The sequence below is a fragment of the Pseudoalteromonas sp. Ld20 genome (genome assembly GCF_045064175.1).
Taxonomy (GTDB): Bacteria; Pseudomonadota; Gammaproteobacteria; order Enterobacterales; family Alteromonadaceae; genus Pseudoalteromonas; species Pseudoalteromonas neustonica.
On the sequence record NZ_JBISHB010000042.1, the window covers coordinates 1 to 20344 of the forward strand.

Annotated in this window: 9 protein-coding genes; 3 read left to right on the forward strand and 6 right to left on the reverse strand. The window is 43.2% G+C overall.

The genetic code is table 11. The features are described 5' to 3' along the window. From ACJJVX_RS17070 to ACJJVX_RS17095, 6 genes are all read right to left on the reverse strand, one after another. The coding region (locus ACJJVX_RS17070) for an Ig-like domain-containing protein (protein ID WP_405632580.1) at positions 1–11675 on the reverse strand (11675 nt) is incomplete at its 3' end. Between the two features lie 219 nt (positions 11676–11894). Further along, a complete protein-coding gene (locus ACJJVX_RS17075) occupies positions 11895–12512 on the reverse strand; it encodes a phage tail protein (RefSeq protein ID WP_054456096.1) in 618 nt (205 codons plus the stop codon). A 147-nt stretch (positions 12513–12659) separates the two neighbouring features. After that, entirely contained in the window at positions 12660–13136 is a 477-nt protein-coding gene (locus ACJJVX_RS17080) for a hypothetical protein (protein ID WP_405632582.1), read from the reverse strand. Positions 13137–13261: 125 nt separating this feature from the next. Continuing rightward, entirely contained in the window at positions 13262–14209 is a 948-nt protein-coding gene (locus ACJJVX_RS17085; RefSeq protein WP_054456092.1) for a formyltransferase family protein, read from the reverse strand. 10 nt (positions 14210–14219) lie between these two features. Further along, on the reverse strand, positions 14220–15458 hold the full coding sequence (locus ACJJVX_RS17090; protein WP_054456091.1) for a hypothetical protein: 1239 nt from the start codon (positions 15456–15458) through the stop codon (positions 14220–14222). A gap of 528 nt (positions 15459–15986) precedes the next feature. Then, a complete protein-coding gene (locus ACJJVX_RS17095) occupies positions 15987–17048 on the reverse strand; it encodes a phytanoyl-CoA dioxygenase family protein (protein WP_405632586.1) in 1062 nt (353 codons plus the stop codon). Positions 17049–17185: 137 nt separating this feature from the next. On the opposite strand from ACJJVX_RS17095, the gene ACJJVX_RS17100 reads away from it, so the two are divergent. The 3 genes from ACJJVX_RS17100 to ACJJVX_RS17110 are packed head-to-tail and all read left to right on the forward strand — an operon-like array spanning position 17186 to position 19815. Next, positions 17186–18457: a class I SAM-dependent methyltransferase gene (locus tag ACJJVX_RS17100; RefSeq protein WP_405632587.1), complete on the forward strand. Its 1272-nt coding sequence runs from the start codon at positions 17186–17188 to the stop codon at positions 18455–18457. Then, entirely contained in the window at positions 18454–19002 is a 549-nt protein-coding gene (locus ACJJVX_RS17105; protein WP_054456084.1) for a hypothetical protein, read from the forward strand. Before ACJJVX_RS17100 ends, ACJJVX_RS17105 begins: the two co-directional genes overlap by 4 nt. A gap of 15 nt (positions 19003–19017) precedes the next feature. Further along, on the forward strand, positions 19018–19815 hold the full coding sequence (locus ACJJVX_RS17110) for a hypothetical protein (protein WP_405632590.1): 798 nt from the start codon (positions 19018–19020) through the stop codon (positions 19813–19815). Positions 19816–20344: the final 529 nt, after the last annotated feature.

Consider the following 20344-nt stretch of genomic DNA (forward strand, 5'->3'; position numbering starts at 1 on the left):
TCGCCTTTATCTTCTAACAATACATTCGCGCCGTTAAATCCTTGGTCTTCAACGTCTGAATCATTCGCTAAAATGGCCACACTTGTCACGGTGTCTTCATCGGTAGTCACCGCATCATTCGCAACAACCGGACGGTCATTCACTGCACCTATGTTAACGGTGACTGTTGCGGTGTTTGATACTAAACCATCACTGTCTGCAATGGTGTACGTGAAGGTGTCTTGGCCATTTTCATTAGCCGCAGGCGTATAGATTAAAGTGCCATCATTTTGGTTAATACTCACAGACCCTTTGACTGGTTGGGCGATAAGCGAAATATCACCAGTCGGTACTGTATCTTCCACATCAGTGGCCGTGCTTCTTACTGTTAATGCACTTGTTGGTGTATCTTCATCCACCATTTCATTAAAGTTACTCGCTACAGGTGCATCATTTACAGGGGTAATAACGACTGTTACGGTCGCTTTTTCAGAGGTTAACCCTGTGCTGTCTTTCACTGTATAAGTAAACGTGTCTGTGCCTGATACGTTACTCGATGGTGTATAGGTTACCACGCCATTAGCAATACTAACCTGCCCCTTTGTTGCTGCATCAACAACAGCCGCTGAAGAAACAACCATGTTATTCTCAGCATCACTGTCGTTAGCAACCACGTTAAAGGTAATCGGGGTGTCTTCATCTGTAGTAGCTGAATCATTAACAACAACTGGCGCATCTTCTATCGATGTAATTGTAAAGCTCACCGTTTGGATTGCTGATTTTTCGCCTGCGGTATCTACTACTTGATAAGTAAAGCTGTCAGTTGTGGTTTCACTGCCATCGTGTTGATAACTAAAGCTACCATCACTATTAAATGTTAATGTCCCCGATGTTGGGTCGGTTACTTTTACAGCTGTTAATGTATCATCACTATCCGTGTCGTCATCGGTCGCCGTACTCAATACACCATCTGCAGCCACTTTGGTAAGTAGCGCACCTTCATCTAAGCTAAACCCAAAGTGTTCACCAATAGGCGCATCATTGGTATTTTTTACTTCAATATTAAATGTCAGTGGATCACTGTCCTCGGTCCCATCTGATACCTGTATACTCACATTCGTCGTGGTACCAACATCCTGATCGGTAGGTGTGCCTGAAAGTAAACCTGTCGCAGTATCAAATGTAGCCCAGCTAGGCTTATTTGTTATGCTAAAGGTTTGTGTGTCAGCTGTATCAGGATCTGTGAGTGTTGGCGTAAAGCTATATTCAGCATCTTCATCTATAGACGTTATTGGCGAACCAGATAACACAGGTTTGATATTGTAACGCTTGATAACCGAAGTCGTTACGTCATCTGCTTCATTTCCAGCTGAATCCGATACTGCCACTGATAATGTTAATGTCCCCTCATTTAAATTGGTTACATCCACGTCAGTGATTTCTGCCGTTACCGCACTTATGGTGGTAGCAGCATTGCTAGATACTATATTTGAACCATCTGTTATTTGGTATGTAAATGAGCCACTTCCCTCTAGAGAACTCAAAGTAAAGCTTAACGCTGCTTCATTGCTTCGATTAATTTCAGTTTGCGTAATTGCTGCACTGTGCCCTGTAGGGTCAACATTATCAAGCGTAATTACTTTTGTTGCTAAATCAGACAGGTTACCCGCACTATCCGTCTGAGTTGCGCTAACCGTTAGCGTGCCATTATTTAGTGAACTAATATCCAATTCACTACCTGATAATGTCCAATTACCGCTGGCATTCGCAACAACATTTTGGCTTACTCCTGCGATATCCACGGATACAGTCGCACCTGATTCAGCCCCCGAACCTGTGATCTCAACATCGTTATCTTCATCTTTATTAACAATGCCGTCACCCTCTATAGGTGTATTAATGACGAGTGTACTCGGTGTTTGATTATCTAAAACAATCGTCGTTGTGGCCGCCGTTGAGCTATTCCCCGCGCTGTCGGCTTGCGTTGCCGACACCGTAAGCGTGCCATTATTCAGCGCGCTAATATCTAGTTCATTACCTGACAAGCTCCAATTACCGCTCGTGTCAGCGGTGGTGGTTTTAGTCACACCGTCAATACTGACTGTAATTGTTGCGCCCGATTCTGCGCCGCCACCTTGCACAAGTACATCGTTATCCTCGCTGGCATTCACTTTGCCATCGCCTTCAATTGGCGTGGTGATCGTCAATGCATTCGGCGCTTGGTTATCGAGTGTGATTGATGTGGTTGCCGCCGTTGAGGTATTCCCTGCGCTATCTACTTGCGTTGCTGATACCGTAAGCGTGCCATTATTCAGCGCGCTAATATCTAACTCGTTGCCTGACAAGCTCCAATTACCACTCGTGTCAGCTGTGGTGGTTTTAATTACACCACCAATGTTAACCGTCACGGTGGCGCCCGATTCTGCGCCGCCACCTTGCACGAGTACATCGTTATCCTCGCTGGCATTCACTTTGCCATCGCCTTCAATTGGCGTGGTGATCGTCAATGCATTCGGCGCTTGGTTATCGAGTGTGATTGATGTGGTTGCCGCCGTTGAGGTATTCCCCGCGCTGTCGGCTTGTATTGCTGATACCGTAAGCGTGCCATTATTCAGCGCGCTAATATCCAACTCGTTGCCTGACAAGCTCCAATTACCGCTCGTGTCAGCTGTGGTGGTTTTAATTACACCACCAATGTTAACCGTCACGGTGGCGCCTGATTCTGCGCCACCACCTTGCACGAGTACATCGCTATCTTCGCTGGCATTGACTTTGCCATCGCCTTCAATTGGCGTGGTGATCATCAGTGCATTCGGCGCTTGATTATCCAAGCTGATGGTCGTGGTTGCCGCCGTTGAGGTATTCCCTGCGCTATCTACTTGCGTTGCCGATACCGTGAGCGTGCCATTATTCAGCGCGCTAATATCCAATTCGTTGCCTGATAATGTCCAATTACCGCTTGAATCGGCGGTGGTGGTTGTCGTCACGCCGTCAATACTGACTGTAATTGTTGCGCCTGATTCTGCGCCGCCACCTAGCACGAGTACATCGCTATCTTCGCTGGCATTGACTTTGCCATCGCCTTCAATTGGCGTGGTGATCGTCAGTGCATTCGGCGCTTGGTTATCAAGTGTGATCGATGTGGTCGCCGCCGTTGAGGTATTCCCTGCGCTATCTACTTGCGTTGCTGATACCGTAAGCGTGCCATTATTCAGCGCGCTAATATCCAATTCGTTGCCTGACAAGCTCCAATTACCGCTTGAATCGGCCGTGGTTGTCGTACTAACCCCACCCACGTTAACCGTCACGGTGGCGCCTGATTCTGCGCCGCCACCTTGCACGAGTACATCGTTATCCTCGCTGGCATTGACTTTGCCGTCGCCTTCAATTGGCGTGGTGATCGTCAGTGCATTCGGCGCTTGGTTATCAAGTGTGATTGATGTGGTTGCCGCCGTTGAGGTATTCCCCGCGCTGTCAGCTTGTGTTGCTGATACCGTAAGCGTGCCATTATTCAACGCGCTAATATCTAGTTCGTTACCTGACAAGCTCCAATTACCGCTCGTGTCAGCGGTGGTGGTTTTAGTCACGCCGTCAATACTAACTGTAATTGTTGCACCAGATTCTGCGCCGCCACCTTGCACCAGTACATCGTTATCTTCAGACGCGTTCACTTTGCCGTCGCCTTCAATTGGCGTGGTGATCGTCAATGCATTCGGCGCTTGGTTATCAAGTGTGATTAATGTGGTCGCCGCCGTTGAGGTATTCCCCGCACTATCGGCTTGTGTTGCCGACACCGTGAGCGTGCCATTATTCAGCGCGCTAATATCCAATTCGTTGCCTGATAATGTCCAATTACCGCTCGTGTCAGCTGTGGTGGTTTTAGTTACACCACCAATGTTAACCGTCACGGTGGCGCCCGATTCTGCGCCGCCACCTTGCACGAGTACATCGTTATCTTCGCTGGCATTCACTTTGCCATCGCCTTCAATTGGCGTGGTGATCGTCAGTGCATTCGGCGCTTGGTTATCGAGTGTGATTGATGTGGTTGCCGCCGTTGAGGTATTCCCCGCGCTGTCTGCTTGTGTTGCCGACACCGTGAGCGTGCCATTATTCAGCGCGCTAATATCCAATTCGTTACCTGACAAGCTCCAGTTACCGCTTGAGTCGGCCGTGGTTGTCGTACTAACCCCACCCACATTAACCGTCACGGTTGCGCCTGATTCTGCGCCGCCACCTTGCACGAGTACATCGTTATCCTCGCTGGCATTCACTTTACCATCGCCTTCTATTGGCGTGGTGATCGTCAATGCATTCGGCGCTTGGTTATCAAGTGTGATTGATGTGGTTGCCGCCGTTGAAGTATTCCCTGCGCTATCTACTTGCGTTGCCGATACCGTGAGCGTGCCATTATTCAGCGCGCTAATATCCAATTCGTTGCCTGATAATGTCCAATTACCGCTTGAATCGGCGGTGGTGGTTGTCGTCACGCCGTCAATACTGACTGTAATTGTTGCGCCTGATTCTGCGCCGCTACCTTGCACGAGTACATCGTTATCCTCGCTGGCATTGACTTTACCATCGCCTTCAATTGGCGTGGTGATCGTCAGTGCATTCGGCGCTTGGTTATCAAGTGTGATTGATGTGGTTGCCGCCGTTGAGGTATTCCCCACACCATCTACTTGCGTTGCCGACACCGTAAGCGTGCCATTATTCAGCGCGCTAATATCCAATTCGTTGCCTGATAATGTCCAATTACCGCTTGAATCGGCGGTGGTGGTTGTCGTCACGCCGTCAATACTGACTGTAATTGTTGCGCCTGATTCTGCGCCGCTACCTTGCACGAGTACATCGTTATCCTCGCTGGCATTGACTTTACCATCGCCTTCAATTGGCGTGGTGATCGTCAGTGCATTCGGCGCTTGGTTATCAAGTGTGATTGATGTGGTTGCCGCCGTTGAGGTATTCCCCACACCATCTACTTGCGTTGCCGACACCGTAAGCGTGCCATTATTCAGCGCGCTAATATCCAATTCGTTGCCTGACAAGCTCCAGTTACCGCTTGAGTCGGCCGTGGTTGTCGTACTAACCCCACCCACGTTAACCGTCACGGTTGCGCCTGATTCTGCGCCGCCACCTTGCACGAGTACATCGTTATCCTCGTTGGCATTGACTTTACCGTCGCCTTCAATTGGCGTGGTGATCGTCAGTGCATTCGGCGCTTGGTTATCAAGTGTGATTGATGTGGTTGCCGCCGTTGAGGTATTCCCCACACCATCTACTTGCGTTGCCGACACCGTAAGCGTGCCATTATTCAGCGCGCTAATATCCAATTCGTTGCCTGACAAGCTCCAGTTACCGCTTGAGTCGGCCGTGGTTGTCGTACTAACCCCACCCACGTTAACCGTCACGGTTGCGCCTGATTCTGCGCCGCCACCTTGCACGAGTACATCGTTATCCTCGTTGGCATTGACTTTACCGTCGCCTTCAATTGGCGTGGTGATCGTCAGTGCATTCGGCGCTTGGTTATCAAGTGTGATTGATGTGGTCGCCGCTGTTGAGGTATTCCCTGCGCTATCTACTTGTGTTGCTGATACCGTAAGCGTGCCATTATTCAGCGCACTAATATCCAATTCGTTACCTGATAATGTCCAATTACCGCTTGAATCGGCGGTGGTAGTTGTCGTCACGCCGTCAATGCTGACTGTGACTGTTGCGCCTGATTCTGCGCCGCCACCTTGCACGAGTACATCGTTATCCTCGCTGGCATTGACTTTGCCATCGCCTTCTATTGGCGTGGTGATCGTCAGTGCATTCGGCGCTTGGTTATCAAGTGTGATTGATGTGGTTGCCGCCGTTGAGGTATTCCCCGCGTTGTCGGCTTGCGTTGCCGATACCGTGAGCGTGCCATTATTCAGCGCGCTAATATCTAGTTCGTTGCCTGACAAGCTCCAATTACCGCTTGAGTCGGCCGTGGTTGTCGTACTAACCCCACCCACATTAACCGTCACGGTTGCGCCTGATTCTGCGCCACTACCTTGCACGAGTACATCGTTATCTTCGCTGGCATTCACTTTACCGTCGCCTTCAATTGGCGTGGTGATCGTCAGTGCATTCGGCGCTTGGTTATCTAAGCTGATGGTCGTGGTTGCTGCCGTTGAGGTATTCCCTGCGCTATCTACTTGCGTTGCTGATACTGTAAGAGTGCCATTATTCAGCGCACTAATATCCAATTCGTTGCCTGACAAGCTCCAATTACCACTTGAATCGGCCGTGGTTGTCGTACTAACTCCACCCACATTGACAGTGACTGTTGCACCAGATTCAGCGCCAGCGCCAGTGATCAGCAAGGCATCATCTTCTGCAGCACTGACCTTACCATCTGTTGAGATCGGAGTAGTAATTGTCAATGTATTTGGTGTTTCATTATCAAGTGTGATTGATGTGGTTGCCGCCGTTGACGTATTACCCGCACTATCCGATTGAGTTGCTGAAACACTCAAACTACCATTATTTAACGAACTTATATCTAGTTCATTACCTGCAAGACTCCAGTTACCACTTGCATCGGCGGTAGCAGTTTTAGTGATCCCGCCAATATTTACAGTAACGGTTGCACTTGACTCTGCACCAGAGCCTTGCACCAGTACATCATTATCTTCTGCTGCATTAACTTTATTATCAATTTCAATTGGCGTTGTAATCGCAACAGCACTTGGTATTTGATTATCTAAAATAATTGATGATGTAGCGGCAGAAGATGTATTGCCCGCGGTATCTGTTTGCGTCACATTGATTGATAATGTGCCATTATTCAATGAACTAATATCAAGTTCATTGCCACCAGCAAGTGTCCAGTTACCGCTGCCATCTGCAGTAACAGTTCCTATCACACCATCAACCGAAACTCTTACCGACGCGCCGGCCTCAGCTCCACTGCCAGATATAACAACATCATTGTCTTCACTGGCGTTTACTTTACCATCACCTTCTATTGGTGTCGTAATTGTTGGCGTACTCGCACCAGCATCAATCGTGATGCTAAGCAATGCTGATAATGTACTATTATTTCCTGCCAGATCTGATGCATAAGCCGTTATTGTGTGTGAACCTGCTGATATAGCCGATGAAGGTGTGAAACTCCAAATACCACCAGCGGGGACTGTAACAGTACCTAAAACACCGTCGACATTTGAAGTCAGTGTAATAACATCTCCCACTGTCGCAGTACCATTTAAAGTCGGTGTGGTATCTGTTGTTATATTATCTGTATTTGAAGTTCCTGTATCACTGGCAGTATCTAAGTCAGGTATACTTGGCGTGCTTGGCACAACAGTGTCGAGTGTAATAGCAATACCCGTTGACGCAACGGATACATTGCTAAGTGCGTCAGTCGCTTTTGCTGTAATCGTGTGTACAACATTTGCTGTCAGTTCACTCGTTGTAATTTCCCATGTTCCATCGGTTGCAGTGCCAGTACCAATTACCGCATTACCCGTTTGATCACTAAGCAAGGTAATACTTGCCCCCACCTCTGCTAGGCCTGATAACGTTGGTGTAGTGTCATTCGTATAATTATCAGTATTTAAAGACCCTGAATCTGAGCTTGCAATTAAATCCAGTGAAGTAGGTGCATTTGGTGCTACATCATCAGTAACAGTAATAGAAAATGATTCTTGGAAGGTCGATGTACTATCATCCGATTGTACGCAAACTATGTACGTACCACCTGAAATTGCGGACTGAGTCTCTAAAATACTGCCATTTATTTGAAAGCTACTATTGCCTGCATTAGACGAGCAACTACCACTTGTCGAGGTATTTGGTGCCACCAACGTATATGTATGACTGGTATCATCAAGATCAGTTGAACTGATTGTTGCAACATCAGCCCCTGAGGCTGTGACAGATTGATTAATAGTTGTAGCAGATAATGAAATATCAGTAGGCGCATCATCTAGCTGCGTAATTGTCACTGTAGCCTGATTAGTTCCGGTACTGTTCAATACTCCATCAGAGAATATATAATTTAATGAAGCTGAGCTTGACGGATCATCTGAGTTATTAGCATACGTCAAGTTTTGTAATACAGCATCAACCACCGCAGAACTAGCATTACTATTAAATGTTAAAACCAAAGTTCCTGCGGAGTTGGTTGTAACAGTCCCGACGCTATTACCGTTATAAGTGAATAACTCACCTTCGGTAAGTACTCCTAAAAGGCCGGAATTACCAAATACATCTTTACTGCTTGCGCCACCGCTTCGATTAATCGTTAAACTTGCATTATTGTAATTTCCAACACTGCCATTGAGCGCATCAAGCTCAGTGTCGGCAATAGTTACGTCACTATCCAGAACAACAGCTGTCCCATTTTCTATAAATGTCGCCCCTCCATTGAGAGCACTAAATACAGGCGCTGAATTTGCTGAAATAAAGGTAATAACGGTATCTGATCCGCTATCAGCAACAGTAAATGCAAGATCATTGCCTGGTGCATTAGTCAGTGATAGTGTTAATTCTGAAATATTAAAATCAGTGGCATTCGTATCAACTTCTAATGTACTAGTACCATTAAATTGCACGTTTGCGGTTGAAAGACCCGTTACACCCGTTACGGTAATTGTGTCTCCAACCGCTAAGTCTGTAATCGTATCGCCATTGAGCTGTGAACTACTGCCAACAAAATTATCGTTGCCAGCATTACCTGTTAAGGTATCGGTTCCACTTCCTGGGCGCAAAGTATCAGCGCCAGAGCCGCCTTTAAATGTATCGTCACCATTAAAGTTTGATGATGTGATAGATAAAATATCCGAACTAAATGCACTTGCATCTAAGCTCACTGATGCCGAGATAGCACTACCGCTGGCATTTGAGAATGACACAGTGGCGCCATTAGTATCAAAGTTATCAGACAGAGTAATTGTGGTGTTACTATTTGTACCTAACGACAACGCCTCAATATCTGAGACCGTTGTGTTCGTAAAATTAAACGTACCACCGTCCATTAATTTCAACGTATCAATACCAGCAGAGCCTGTGATAGCAGTGCCAAAATCACTTATATTATTCGCATCAATAGATACCGTTGCCGCAGACGATAAGCTCAATGTACCAATATTAAAAAATGAACCTGCTGTTACATCCGCACCATCGATTGCACTTACACTATCGGCTACTGTCGGTTCGCCGAATAAAGTACCACTAAAACCAGCAGCACCAATTGCAAACGTGACCGAGGTATTACTAGAATTATCACTTATATTTTGAGTTGCTGAACTCACTGTTATAGTGCGGCTATTTGAAGAGTCATCCCCCACATTATATGTTTCAACATCAAAGAGTGTAGAGAAATCTCCATCCCCAGTAATATTCACAGTTTGCGTACCGAGAGCGGATATAGTGCCTGTAAAAGCAGCTTGTTGCGAGCGCGTCATAGACACTGTTGCGCCACTGGCCAACGTTAAATTTTCAATATCGCTAATCGTAGCTGCCGTGATATTAGCACCCGTTGAAAGGGACAATGTATCGTTGACTGTACCCTTACCTGTTAGTGCTCCGGTTAATGTTAAACTACCCGCAACAAAAGTGACGGCATCTGTTTCTGAATTCGCGGTTATATTTTGAGAAGCAGAACCAATTGAAATCGTTCGCGTATTTGTGCTGTCATCACCAATTGAAAATGTTTCAATATTGCTAAGCGTCGTTAAATTACCATCACCCGATACAGTAATAGTTTCAGATCCAGGCGCTGTTACTGTGCCTGTAAATAAGCCGACTTGTGATGCTAAAAAATTAACCGATGAGTTGGATGCTAAGGTCAGGTTTGCAAAATTAGATACTGTAGCGCCTGTTATATCAGCACCTGTTGTCATGCTTAAGGTGTCGCTGCCACCATTTGCATTGAGTGTACCCGAAACCGTTAAACCGGCAATATTTACCGTATCTGCGCCCGCGCTACCGGTTATATTTTGGGAGCCATTTGATAACGTAATTGTATTTGCAGTGCTCAACACATACGTTTCAATATCACTCGCAGCAACTAACCCATCCGTTGTCGCAGAAATAGTAATTTGATCTGTACCTGCGCCTGAAATTGTAGAAAACGCATCATGCTGCGCTTCTTTCATCGTGACAGATACGCCGCCGCTCAAATTAAGCGTTTCAAAGTTTGAAATCGTTGCCGCCGCTAAACTCGCGCCATCAGCTAGCGTAAGTGTATCTGTGCCATCCCCACCATCGAGAGTTCCTCGGTACGAAAAGTTGGAAATATCGACTGAATCAGCTAAATTACTGCCTGTAACAGACTGATCTCTATCTACAAGCGTTAATGCAATTGGTGTATTCAAAACGTATGTTGCAATAGTGCTATTGGCCGTTAAATTTGCATCGCCCCCACTGCCTGCTGCAATTGTAAATATGGGAGCACCGCTCCCCGAAATAGTCGTAAATTGCTCATGCTGCGCTTCAGTTAGCGTTAAAGTGGCGCTGCTAGGCATTGTTAATGTTTCAAAGCCTGTTAATGTAGTAAAAGCCGTTAAATCGGATCCAGTCGGAACGTGAATGGTATCTGTACCCGTGCCACCATCAGCCACTGAACCTGTAATATGTGATGGATTGCTTATCGTTAATGTTTCGGAGTCACTACTAAACGTTATTGCCGGATTTAAATTTGTACCATCTAAGGTGCTAAAACCCGCAGCTGTAGAGCTAGCTGCTGCAAGATTAGCCACTGAAATTGTCGCGGTACGGCTAGTACTGTTTTCAGTGCCATCATTGATAACAACAGAGACCGTTCGCGCGGTTTCATTTGGGCTAGCATTAGTGTTGTTATACGTGATTGCTTTAAGAAAAGTGGTAACTTCAGCCGTTGTTGCAGTTGCACCTGTAATAGAAATTGTGTCTTGTAAACTAATATCTGATGCACCACTTACACCCCCAAGTGCATTTTGCGCACTGGCAGATACATTAAGACCTTCAAACACCCCGTCTTGATCATTTGTTAATGCAACGGTTATTGTTGTTATTGAGTCGCCATCACTATCACCGGCTTCAGCATCGGGTGCAATCACGGTAGCAGGGCTGCCTTCAGTAAACGCCGAAAAACTCCCTGTACCTGGAATCCCACCATTTAAATCAACAGCTGGGGCTGAATTTGCTGGCGCAGCAGTAAATTGAATATTATCAACGCCCACATGAGACGAATTAGAAGGGTAATCATAACTCATTGTTACAGAATTAACCGATGTCCAGTCACCTGGTGTTAAGGTGGCAATAGAGCCAACAATAGCCGGATCATCCGCATCAATACTGACCGCCGTACCACTATCTGGTGTAAAAATATAAATACCATCTGATAGATTAGAAATTTCACCCATTTGAAACTGGCTTATATTTATCGGTGAGCTAAAGGTAATGGTCCAAGTATCACTATTGTGAGAGCTGCCAGGATCTAAAAAGCCTGCAGTAAGGGTTATATTATTACTGTTTGACTGAGTTGCTGTTAATGTAATACCGTCTACCGTGGTCGTTAGCGTTGGTGTTCCAGAGCCAGATACTGAACTAAAATCATATGTCCCTGCAACAGCATGTGTGCTATAAATTGCGGACATAAACAAGGCTAGTTTTGTCATTTTATTATAGTTAACACACATGCTCTGTGGGTTAACATACTTGGGAAATACGAAATCAAAATGCATTGTTTAAATCCTCTATATATGCTCACTCTTAGTAACTAGCTTTACTCTAACTTTCGCTAAAACTGGCGCTTACTTTTAACGAAAGTTCAAACTGTTGAACGTATATCATCGTCACTAAGCCCGATGATATACGTTTTCACAACAACCAATTACAGTTTAAATAGCAGCTACTAGCGCGCTATTAATTACACCTTAGCTAACAACTTAACCAGAATATGGCTAGCTCCTTGATGGGTAAATCCCCTGCAAAGCTACTAACCAGTTAAGTGGTAACAAGGGGTTAATTATTCCAATCGGTTCGGAACCTCCTGTTGTACCTACAGTCACGGTTCCACCCTCACTGCCACCACCAGTTACTGTAAGACCCGGTAAGTCTACTAAGTCAACCCCACCTAATCCAGGTGCCACATAGTTATCACTAGTACTACCTGCTGCTAAGTAAGTGCTTGTACTTGGCGTTGTAGATGTGCCTCCATTAGTAGCAACTTCAAGTTTTGCTGCAATAGGGCTACCACCACCCGAGGGCGTAAAAATAGCAGTATGAGAATGGGCTGGCATCTGGCTTGTAGCCAAACTTATACGCTCAGTCCCCATCATTATGCCTTGTCGATAATCATGCCCTCCTCGCATCTGCCCTTGACCAACTGGGCTACGACCTCGTAAATCTGGCAAAGCAAAGGTGGTACGAGCATCGCCACCATACATCGCCCCAAACAATGAAAACAAAGCCGTATTCTCGCTAATTGCCTGCATCTGCCCCCAACACATACCCCAACTCTCAATGGTAAAAGTACCGCCGAACGCAGTAAGTGTGCCAATAAATGGTTCAGTAGCCATATTTAATTCCTCATAATTTGTTTTATACTCTTGTTGCAAAACAACACAAACAGAGTGTGTAATTTAGTTTTGTTCTCAGTTATAACCCTGTCGCGAACTAACCGCGATGTGTGCTTACATACAACTTAAATTCACAATGTAAGCCGCCTACTCTGCCTGTGACTCTTGTTCATCAACGCCACTAGGCAAAAATACTGGTGGTATAAAAAACTCTGGTAGTGAAACACGCCGAGCTTCTCCTGATAGCACTTTGTCTAAGCACACGGTACCAATATCATTCACGCTTAGCTCAAGTTGTGCATCGTCACTGCTTGGAAATCGCCAATAAAGTTCAGTTGTTTTGTAACGTAGTAATGCCATTTGTTCGTACTGATCAAACTCACTGGGGCTTTCACAAGCTCTATCATGAAAGTTCTCTAATTTTTGTTCACCCAAAAATTGTACTAACAAAGACCCCATACCTGGCACATCAATGATTGCATTTTCTCCAGAGGCTATAGTGAGCTCCCCTTTTCCCTCAAGTGGTGCTATTTTTTCTCCATTGTCAGGACATGCACCACCATTAAAAGGATAAGCTATTAGCTCATATCCATAACGGTTGGTTAAACATATCTTAATATTCATATCTATCTCGCTTCTGAGGTTAATATCAGAGCATAGTTAGACTGCAGAGGTGATAAATTACATTAGCCTAATAGCTAGGCTTTTAATTTATCGCCCCTTCTCAACTAAGCCACCATAAAAATTGCTTATCTACTATTTACTGCTACATCGTTATCAAATACTAAACCGGGCTCTAAACCAAATAAAAGCGCAAAGCGATACCCATCAAAACACCCTTGAGTAGCACCTAAAATATCTAACTTTACGGCACCATCATGTGTTTTCACTATTAAGCCACTTTTTAAGCCAAGCTCAATAATGGTCCCTGGTGTAATACCTTTTAATGCACACTCAACCTTTGAAGCCTGTAATAATTGAAAAGTACTTTGGCGAAATATTAGTTGTGCACAAAACCGATCTAAGTTGCCCGCTTTGGCCATATTAACAATGTCACTTGTGTTACATGTGCTCCAGTTAACCACTAAGTCGGAAGGTTGCAATGCAGGCGCTAATTTTGTGTACTCTGTAGTTTGTTTACACAATGCTAACTGATTGTTTTGTTTCAATTCGCAATACTGCGATATCAAATGAAGCAATGCTTGTGATGTCTTTTGATATAAACATTGAATAGTGTCAAAAGGGTGAATATCTATCTCTACATCACATGCTATGTCACCACAATCTAGCTCTTGTGTAACCTGATGCATGGTCAGTTTGGTTAACGTTTCGCCATTACGAAGCTGCCAATAGAGCGGCTGTGGGCCTCTATATTCTGGTAAGGGGCTTGGATGAATATTCATAAGCTCACCATTAAAATATTGCATTAGTGACTTTCGAATTTTATGCCTAAATAAATAAACGACCCCACAATTAACGGCTAACCTATCTAGTTGCGACAGCAAAGCGTCATCGCCATTTTTACTATAAGGTAACGTGGTGATATTTTGCTGCTTTAGCCATTGTTGCAGCTGCATTAAATCAGGGTTAGGCTGCCCATCGACTAATACCACGCAAGCTAATTGATTGGTTTGTAATAAATATTGCACAACAGGTAAGCTTTGGCAGCTACCCGTAAAAACTGCGAACTTTTGCATTGCTGCCTCCTTACAACTTTACAGGCACAAATCCAGGTAAACCGCTCAATTGATAATAAAACTGCACCATGTCGCCACTGTGAGCGACAAAATGGGTATGCTCTATATCTTTGGGTTTAGCATCTATGTAAAAAGTCATGTCCGGTCTAGGATGCGTTACACCTGAGTCATATTGCTCTACTCCTTCATCGGCAAAAGTGTCTATGTGAGCATATATAGCTAAAATACGCTTCCCCATATCTTTCACACTTGAGGGTAGTTTAATCTTGCTCGCAGGAATAACCTTTACTCCATCTTGCAATTCAAGTTCTTGCATATTGAGCAACGTTGACTTATTAATACTTAAAATTTCACCAAGCTCTACTCGGTCTTGCTGCGCATCGTTATTTACATTTAGCGAGTGGCTGTATTGTGCTTGCTTCCATTGCTGGTTAAACTCTGTTTCACCTACTACCATCATCCCTCTAACCGATACATTTTGCGGGATCATCAAGCCGTCAATTGTTAAAAACTGCACCAAGTGTTTAGCAATACTTAACTGACCTTCTTTGGTAAAGCCATGCTGCATCGCTTCAAGTACAAGAATATCAATTGATTCACTGGGCTTATACTCTGTCGCATCAGCTTCTTCTATTCGCAAAATATATTCACTAAGTTGCAAATCTTCTACTAGCTGTGTGAGCGCTAAAATTGCACCAGGATGAACGTCCACCAATATCACTTTAACCTGTTTATTAGTAAATTTTTTACTCTCTTTGTAATAACTTAATAATGGTAATAATAATGGTGCAAAAGGACCGCACGCGGGGTAGAGGATCGTAACTGAATCATTATGTTTAAGCTTACTATGTATTGCTCGGTCTAAACCGCGTGCATATCCTTGAATGCGATAAACATCTTTAATTGTGTGCTTACAGTTATGAGGTGACATTATTAGCCCTGAGGCTGATACATACTGTTTGGTGAGTAATTCTTCACTAAGCTGTGCCAATGCCATAGATTGCACAGCTTGGTCATACATTGCCTCAAAAGCTTTAAGTAAAGTGCTATGCTCTATTTTTGTGTCGCTCAACACCAAAGTCATTGCATCCACAAAACTTTTTTGCAAAAGTAACTGACGCTGGCCTGTTGTTAATTTAGCTTTCAAAAGAGATTCAAGCTGGGTACGAATTGAGTGTTTTAATAGCTCATCAATTTGAGGGACCGCATATTCCAAACTTGCTGTAGACTGTGAATCATGTGAATTCATACTTAAGCACTCCCTTATCACTCATTTGCAACAAATAACTCCATCATAAATTAACATTGCTTTTATACGGTATAATAGCCCACAAGACGTAGAACACAATTTTTTAGTTCTATTATTTTTAATAATCACTTACTTGAAAAGTCTACCAACTTATTTTTAACAATAAGTTATACCCAAGCCACCTCAAGATGCAGAATTCAGCGTTTCACAGAGGCTTAATATCAAGGCGTTACTTTGTAGGAATGGCCGTCCCTTTTAAGAAGGAACAACGATGAGAGTAAGTCTCTGTGAAACGCACAACGGGTTGGTTTAAAAGCGACTTATACAGCGTTACTTTTATAAGGGATTGATTTTAATAATAGAACCACTATTACTTGCAATCAATGCCTTGCCTAAATCGCTTTTAATTCCAACGACGCTCGCATCTTGAGGTGGTTTGGGTATATATATAAGTTTGGCATAAGTTAAAAATAAAAAATATTACACCCTATTACACGGCATTCTTTTTTATTCATAGCGAGTCTTTAGCTACTTACTTAATGGAGTCATGTTTATGTATTGTACAATACGAGGTGTATCCCCCTTATTTGGACAACTACCGTGCGGTAATGTATGCCGCCAAACAATTAAGCTACCTGCCTTTGCAGCCAATGGAGTACTGTGAAATTTATCGAAATTAAAAGAATGTGGATTAGTATTTTTAGGTAGGTTAGCCAGCCAGTTATCTATTTCTGTATGAAAGCCAGATACACAACTGAATGCACCTTGCTCAGCGGTAACGTCAGTAAGGTACAACAACCCTTGCGTTGCAAAGGTGAGTGGTTTATTAAAGTTTATATCCCAGTGAATATGTGGCCCAGGAAACTGCCAACTTTCTGTCTGTGGTGGATTAAAACTAAGTCTGTCAGTGCTTACTATTAAGTTTTTTCTCCCCCAGAGTTGCTCAAAAACATCTCGAACTTGAGGAAGAGAGCGTATAACTTGCATGGTTATATCATTAAATATTTGTACCATAACCCCCTGTTTAAGCGCATGACAGCTATACCATGAAGCGGGGTTGTTTTTATCCATTTTCAAACGTTCATAAAGCATATTACAAACGTCTTCACATAATTTTTTTGGCACCAACGCTGGAATAATAACATAACCATTATCATCCCAGCTTTGCCACTGCAGTGGCGTTAAAATAGAGTAACGAGGCGTCTCTACTGATGCTGTTTCATTTTTTATGTCTGTTTCCTCAAAAAATGAAACAATGCTTTTATTAAGCTGATTTCTTTTTGCGTTTGAAATAGCTCTGCCATGCACTTTTTTTACCCAATTTTCAAATTCGAAAAAACTATCACTCGCAAAAATAGACTCTATAGTCGGTGTGAGCCCTAAGCCTAGAGTGTCCATTATCATGACATCAAGCGACCATTCGTCTTCTATTATTTTTTTATCCGCACAGCCTTGTTTTTGTAACTGTACTTTGTGCCACATTCGCTTTAATTGAAATAAACCTAAGCCTCCAGTTTCTTTATAACAAGGAAGTGTGCTCTGCGCTATTGTGTCCGAAGGTGGCACTTTTGCTATCAACTCATTTTGCATAATAACTCCTTTTCCTTGCCTGATTTCAGACAACTAAAACACCTTAAATTGATTTATTAACGCTGACTAAACTTAATTAGAATAGAGTGCTATATTATTGCAAGCAACAATTGTTGTAGCTAAATACAGGGAGCGATATGGATACTGAGTTACTGAACAGATACCGTAATGCGGTTACACATTTGCTAAATGAGCCAGGTGATGCTGGGTTGATGAAACCTTTTATCAACGATTTAAAAAATTACTTAGGGAATATTACGTCTATATCAACTGATTTAGATATGAATGACTGGAATGATGAAAATACATCCCAAGGCGTTGCAATTTCTCCCGTACAAGCAGCTAAATGCACTGAAGAGACTCTTCGTACGCAAATCTTTATGCAAGGTGTTAAATTCGCTATTGAAGAACGTTTAAAAGCAACGACTGATGATATTCATATTCTTTATGCCGGTACAGGCCCTTATGGTACGTTACTTATTCCTTATTTAAGTGTTGCCACAAACCCGCGCATAAAAGTCACTCTCATTGACATTCATCCAGAAAACATCAGTGCAATTAAAAAGCTAGTAAAGCACCTTTCAATCGCCCAAAACATTGTTGCAATCACGTGTGATGACGCAACGCGTTGGCAAGCACCAGACTCCCAGCAATTTGACATTATTATTTCTGAAACCATGACGGCTCTTTTAAAGCGAGAACCCCAAGTTTTTATTTTTGCTCATTTATGTCAATACCTGAGTGAATCTGGCACCTTGATCCCACAAAAAATTTCTTTAAAGGCATGGCTAACACCTTTTAACTCTTTAATGCAGACAGAAGATAAACCGAGCACTGACATACTCTTAAAAGAGTTTTATTGCTTAAATATCGACGAAGCTAAGCGTTTAAATACGGGAGATACATCCGCCTTTAAAGGCAGTATGCTGATCCCAAATGGCGTTGAAACTAATTACAGACTAAAACTAACAACCGATATTCAAGTATACAAACACCTTAAATTGACCGAAAACCAATGTAGTTTGAATATACCACTGACTTTTTTACCTCATGATGCGCAGCTTCGTGGCGGTGAAGCTATTCATTATGAATATATAATGCCCAAATGCGCAGACTTTATATTTAAATTCCCCATAAAAAATACAATTAAAACAGAGACTAAATTAGCTAAATTTACAGATCTTAATAATTTAGGTTTACCAGGCGTAAAGCGTATGTTTGAGCGTGCACAGGCAGCTAAATGCGGTCACTCCTTCAGCATAGCCGACGATGAATGGGCATTATGGACCAAGCTATTAGATTCATTAGCACTACCATACCATGAAACGACAGCTGCACTTTATCAAAGCCAACGTATTGAAGAATTCGAACATTGGTTAAACATTAATAGTAATCTAACACCATCATGATGATTAACTCTAAACACAACACAGATAAACAGTTAACAGACGTTAATAAAATTTTAGCCTTTCTTACTAATATTGGCATAAAGCACCGATATGAAACACTAGATGAAAAAACTTTTTTGCCTGGCCTTAAAGTAAATAATGGTACTTTATTACTTGATTTTGAAAAGGGATTTTATCCTGGTGACATTCTCCATGAAGCAGGTCATATTGCGGTTACCTCTGAAACAACAAGAACCTGTTTAACTGGGGATATGAAACACCATGATCATCAAGCGGCCGAGGAAATGACTGCAATTGCATGGTCTTGGGCCGCTGCCTGTTATTTGGATATTGCACCCGATGTTTTATTTCATGAAGAGGGTTATAAGGGTGCATCGGCGAGTCTTATAGAAGCCTTTAGCACTAACACAGGGTTTGGTTATCCCCTTTTATATTCATGGTTTATGTGTGAACAGCCGAATCACCCTAACGGTTATCCAAACATGTTAAAATGGCTAAGAGATGACGCCTATACCCAAGCTCAACTAAAAAAATTACGATTATAACTATAAGGAATATACGTGCTTGATAAAAACCTCACTCCAGAGCAACTTACAATAGTATGTGCTGATCTAGCCCATCTAAGATTAATAGCCGATTTAAAACTGGCACCTACAATCCCTTACTTTGCCGAAAAACCTTATCCTATTGGCCGTTGCAGAGAGATAAGAGATGAAGTATTCACATTATTACAAACGCAAATACCAACAACAAATAAACCTGGGCTTAGCTTGTTAAAAGAGCTTATTGCACAAGGCGCCCCATTGCAAAAAGCGTGGGGCTCTTTACGGGATGAGTATTTTCAAAACGCATTTATTTTGGGCCCTTGGTATATTGATGTTTCTAACGACACCGTAAATGCCAACAAACCCAGAATAGAAATTTTGCCTTTAGCAACATCAAACTTTACGCCCATCAAAGATTTTACTCAGTTTATAAAAATAGCACGGTCCTATTGGAAAGTAGATATTTATAGGAATGATGTTTGCCCCGCACTTGCTCCCTACATGCCACTACTATGTGTGGGCACTAATGGGGCTAGCTGGCTTGGGGCTGCGAACGACGACATGCTAAATATTGCAATTAATAGCAACTTTAAAGAATCAAGGCTTATTTTGAACTCTTTACCACGTGCTCCCGTACATATTATGCAGCGCTGGCAAAAAGTATTAGCTGGTTTTAGTAATGATCATTTGTTAGTACACGAAGGTGATCCCATCAAATATTGTGATGTTTATGCTAAAAGCCCATCTAAACCCGATCTAGTAAAGCGAGATGCAGCCGTTATAGCCTATTCATCTTTACCTAAATCAGTGTAATAAAAAGTTTAAAAGCGCAAGCTGCTTAATGAATCACTAGGGCTTGTTCACCTTTCGTGATTGATTTTGCAGCAGTATGTTTGGTCTTTAGGCAAGGCAGCGCCTATGGTGTGTGGTTGTTCCCCATAAATAGGCGATAACGCAGTATAAATGACAAACATGCGCTGCCCAAAGGGTTCCTCCTAGGGGCGATTGACTCTTTGTTGCTCGATTTTTACTTAGCCCGCTAGGTTACAAACCTCGCGCCGCGATTAAATCGCCCCTAGGTTGAACAAATTTCAACCCACAAAGGTCAACACGCCCTAGAGCACCGATCAGTATACATTCTAACCAGATCGACATTTGCTTCAATTCATGATCAAATAGCGTGTCTTAGCTAACGTAGTCATATCATGAAATATAATCGCCATTGGCAATGCCCTGAAGCATTGAGTAAAAAAGAAAAATTAATCTGTAGCCGTTTAAAAACACATGGCAAACTCTTCGTATTTCTTCGTGAATATCGACATGAAATTCTCAATGAAACCAT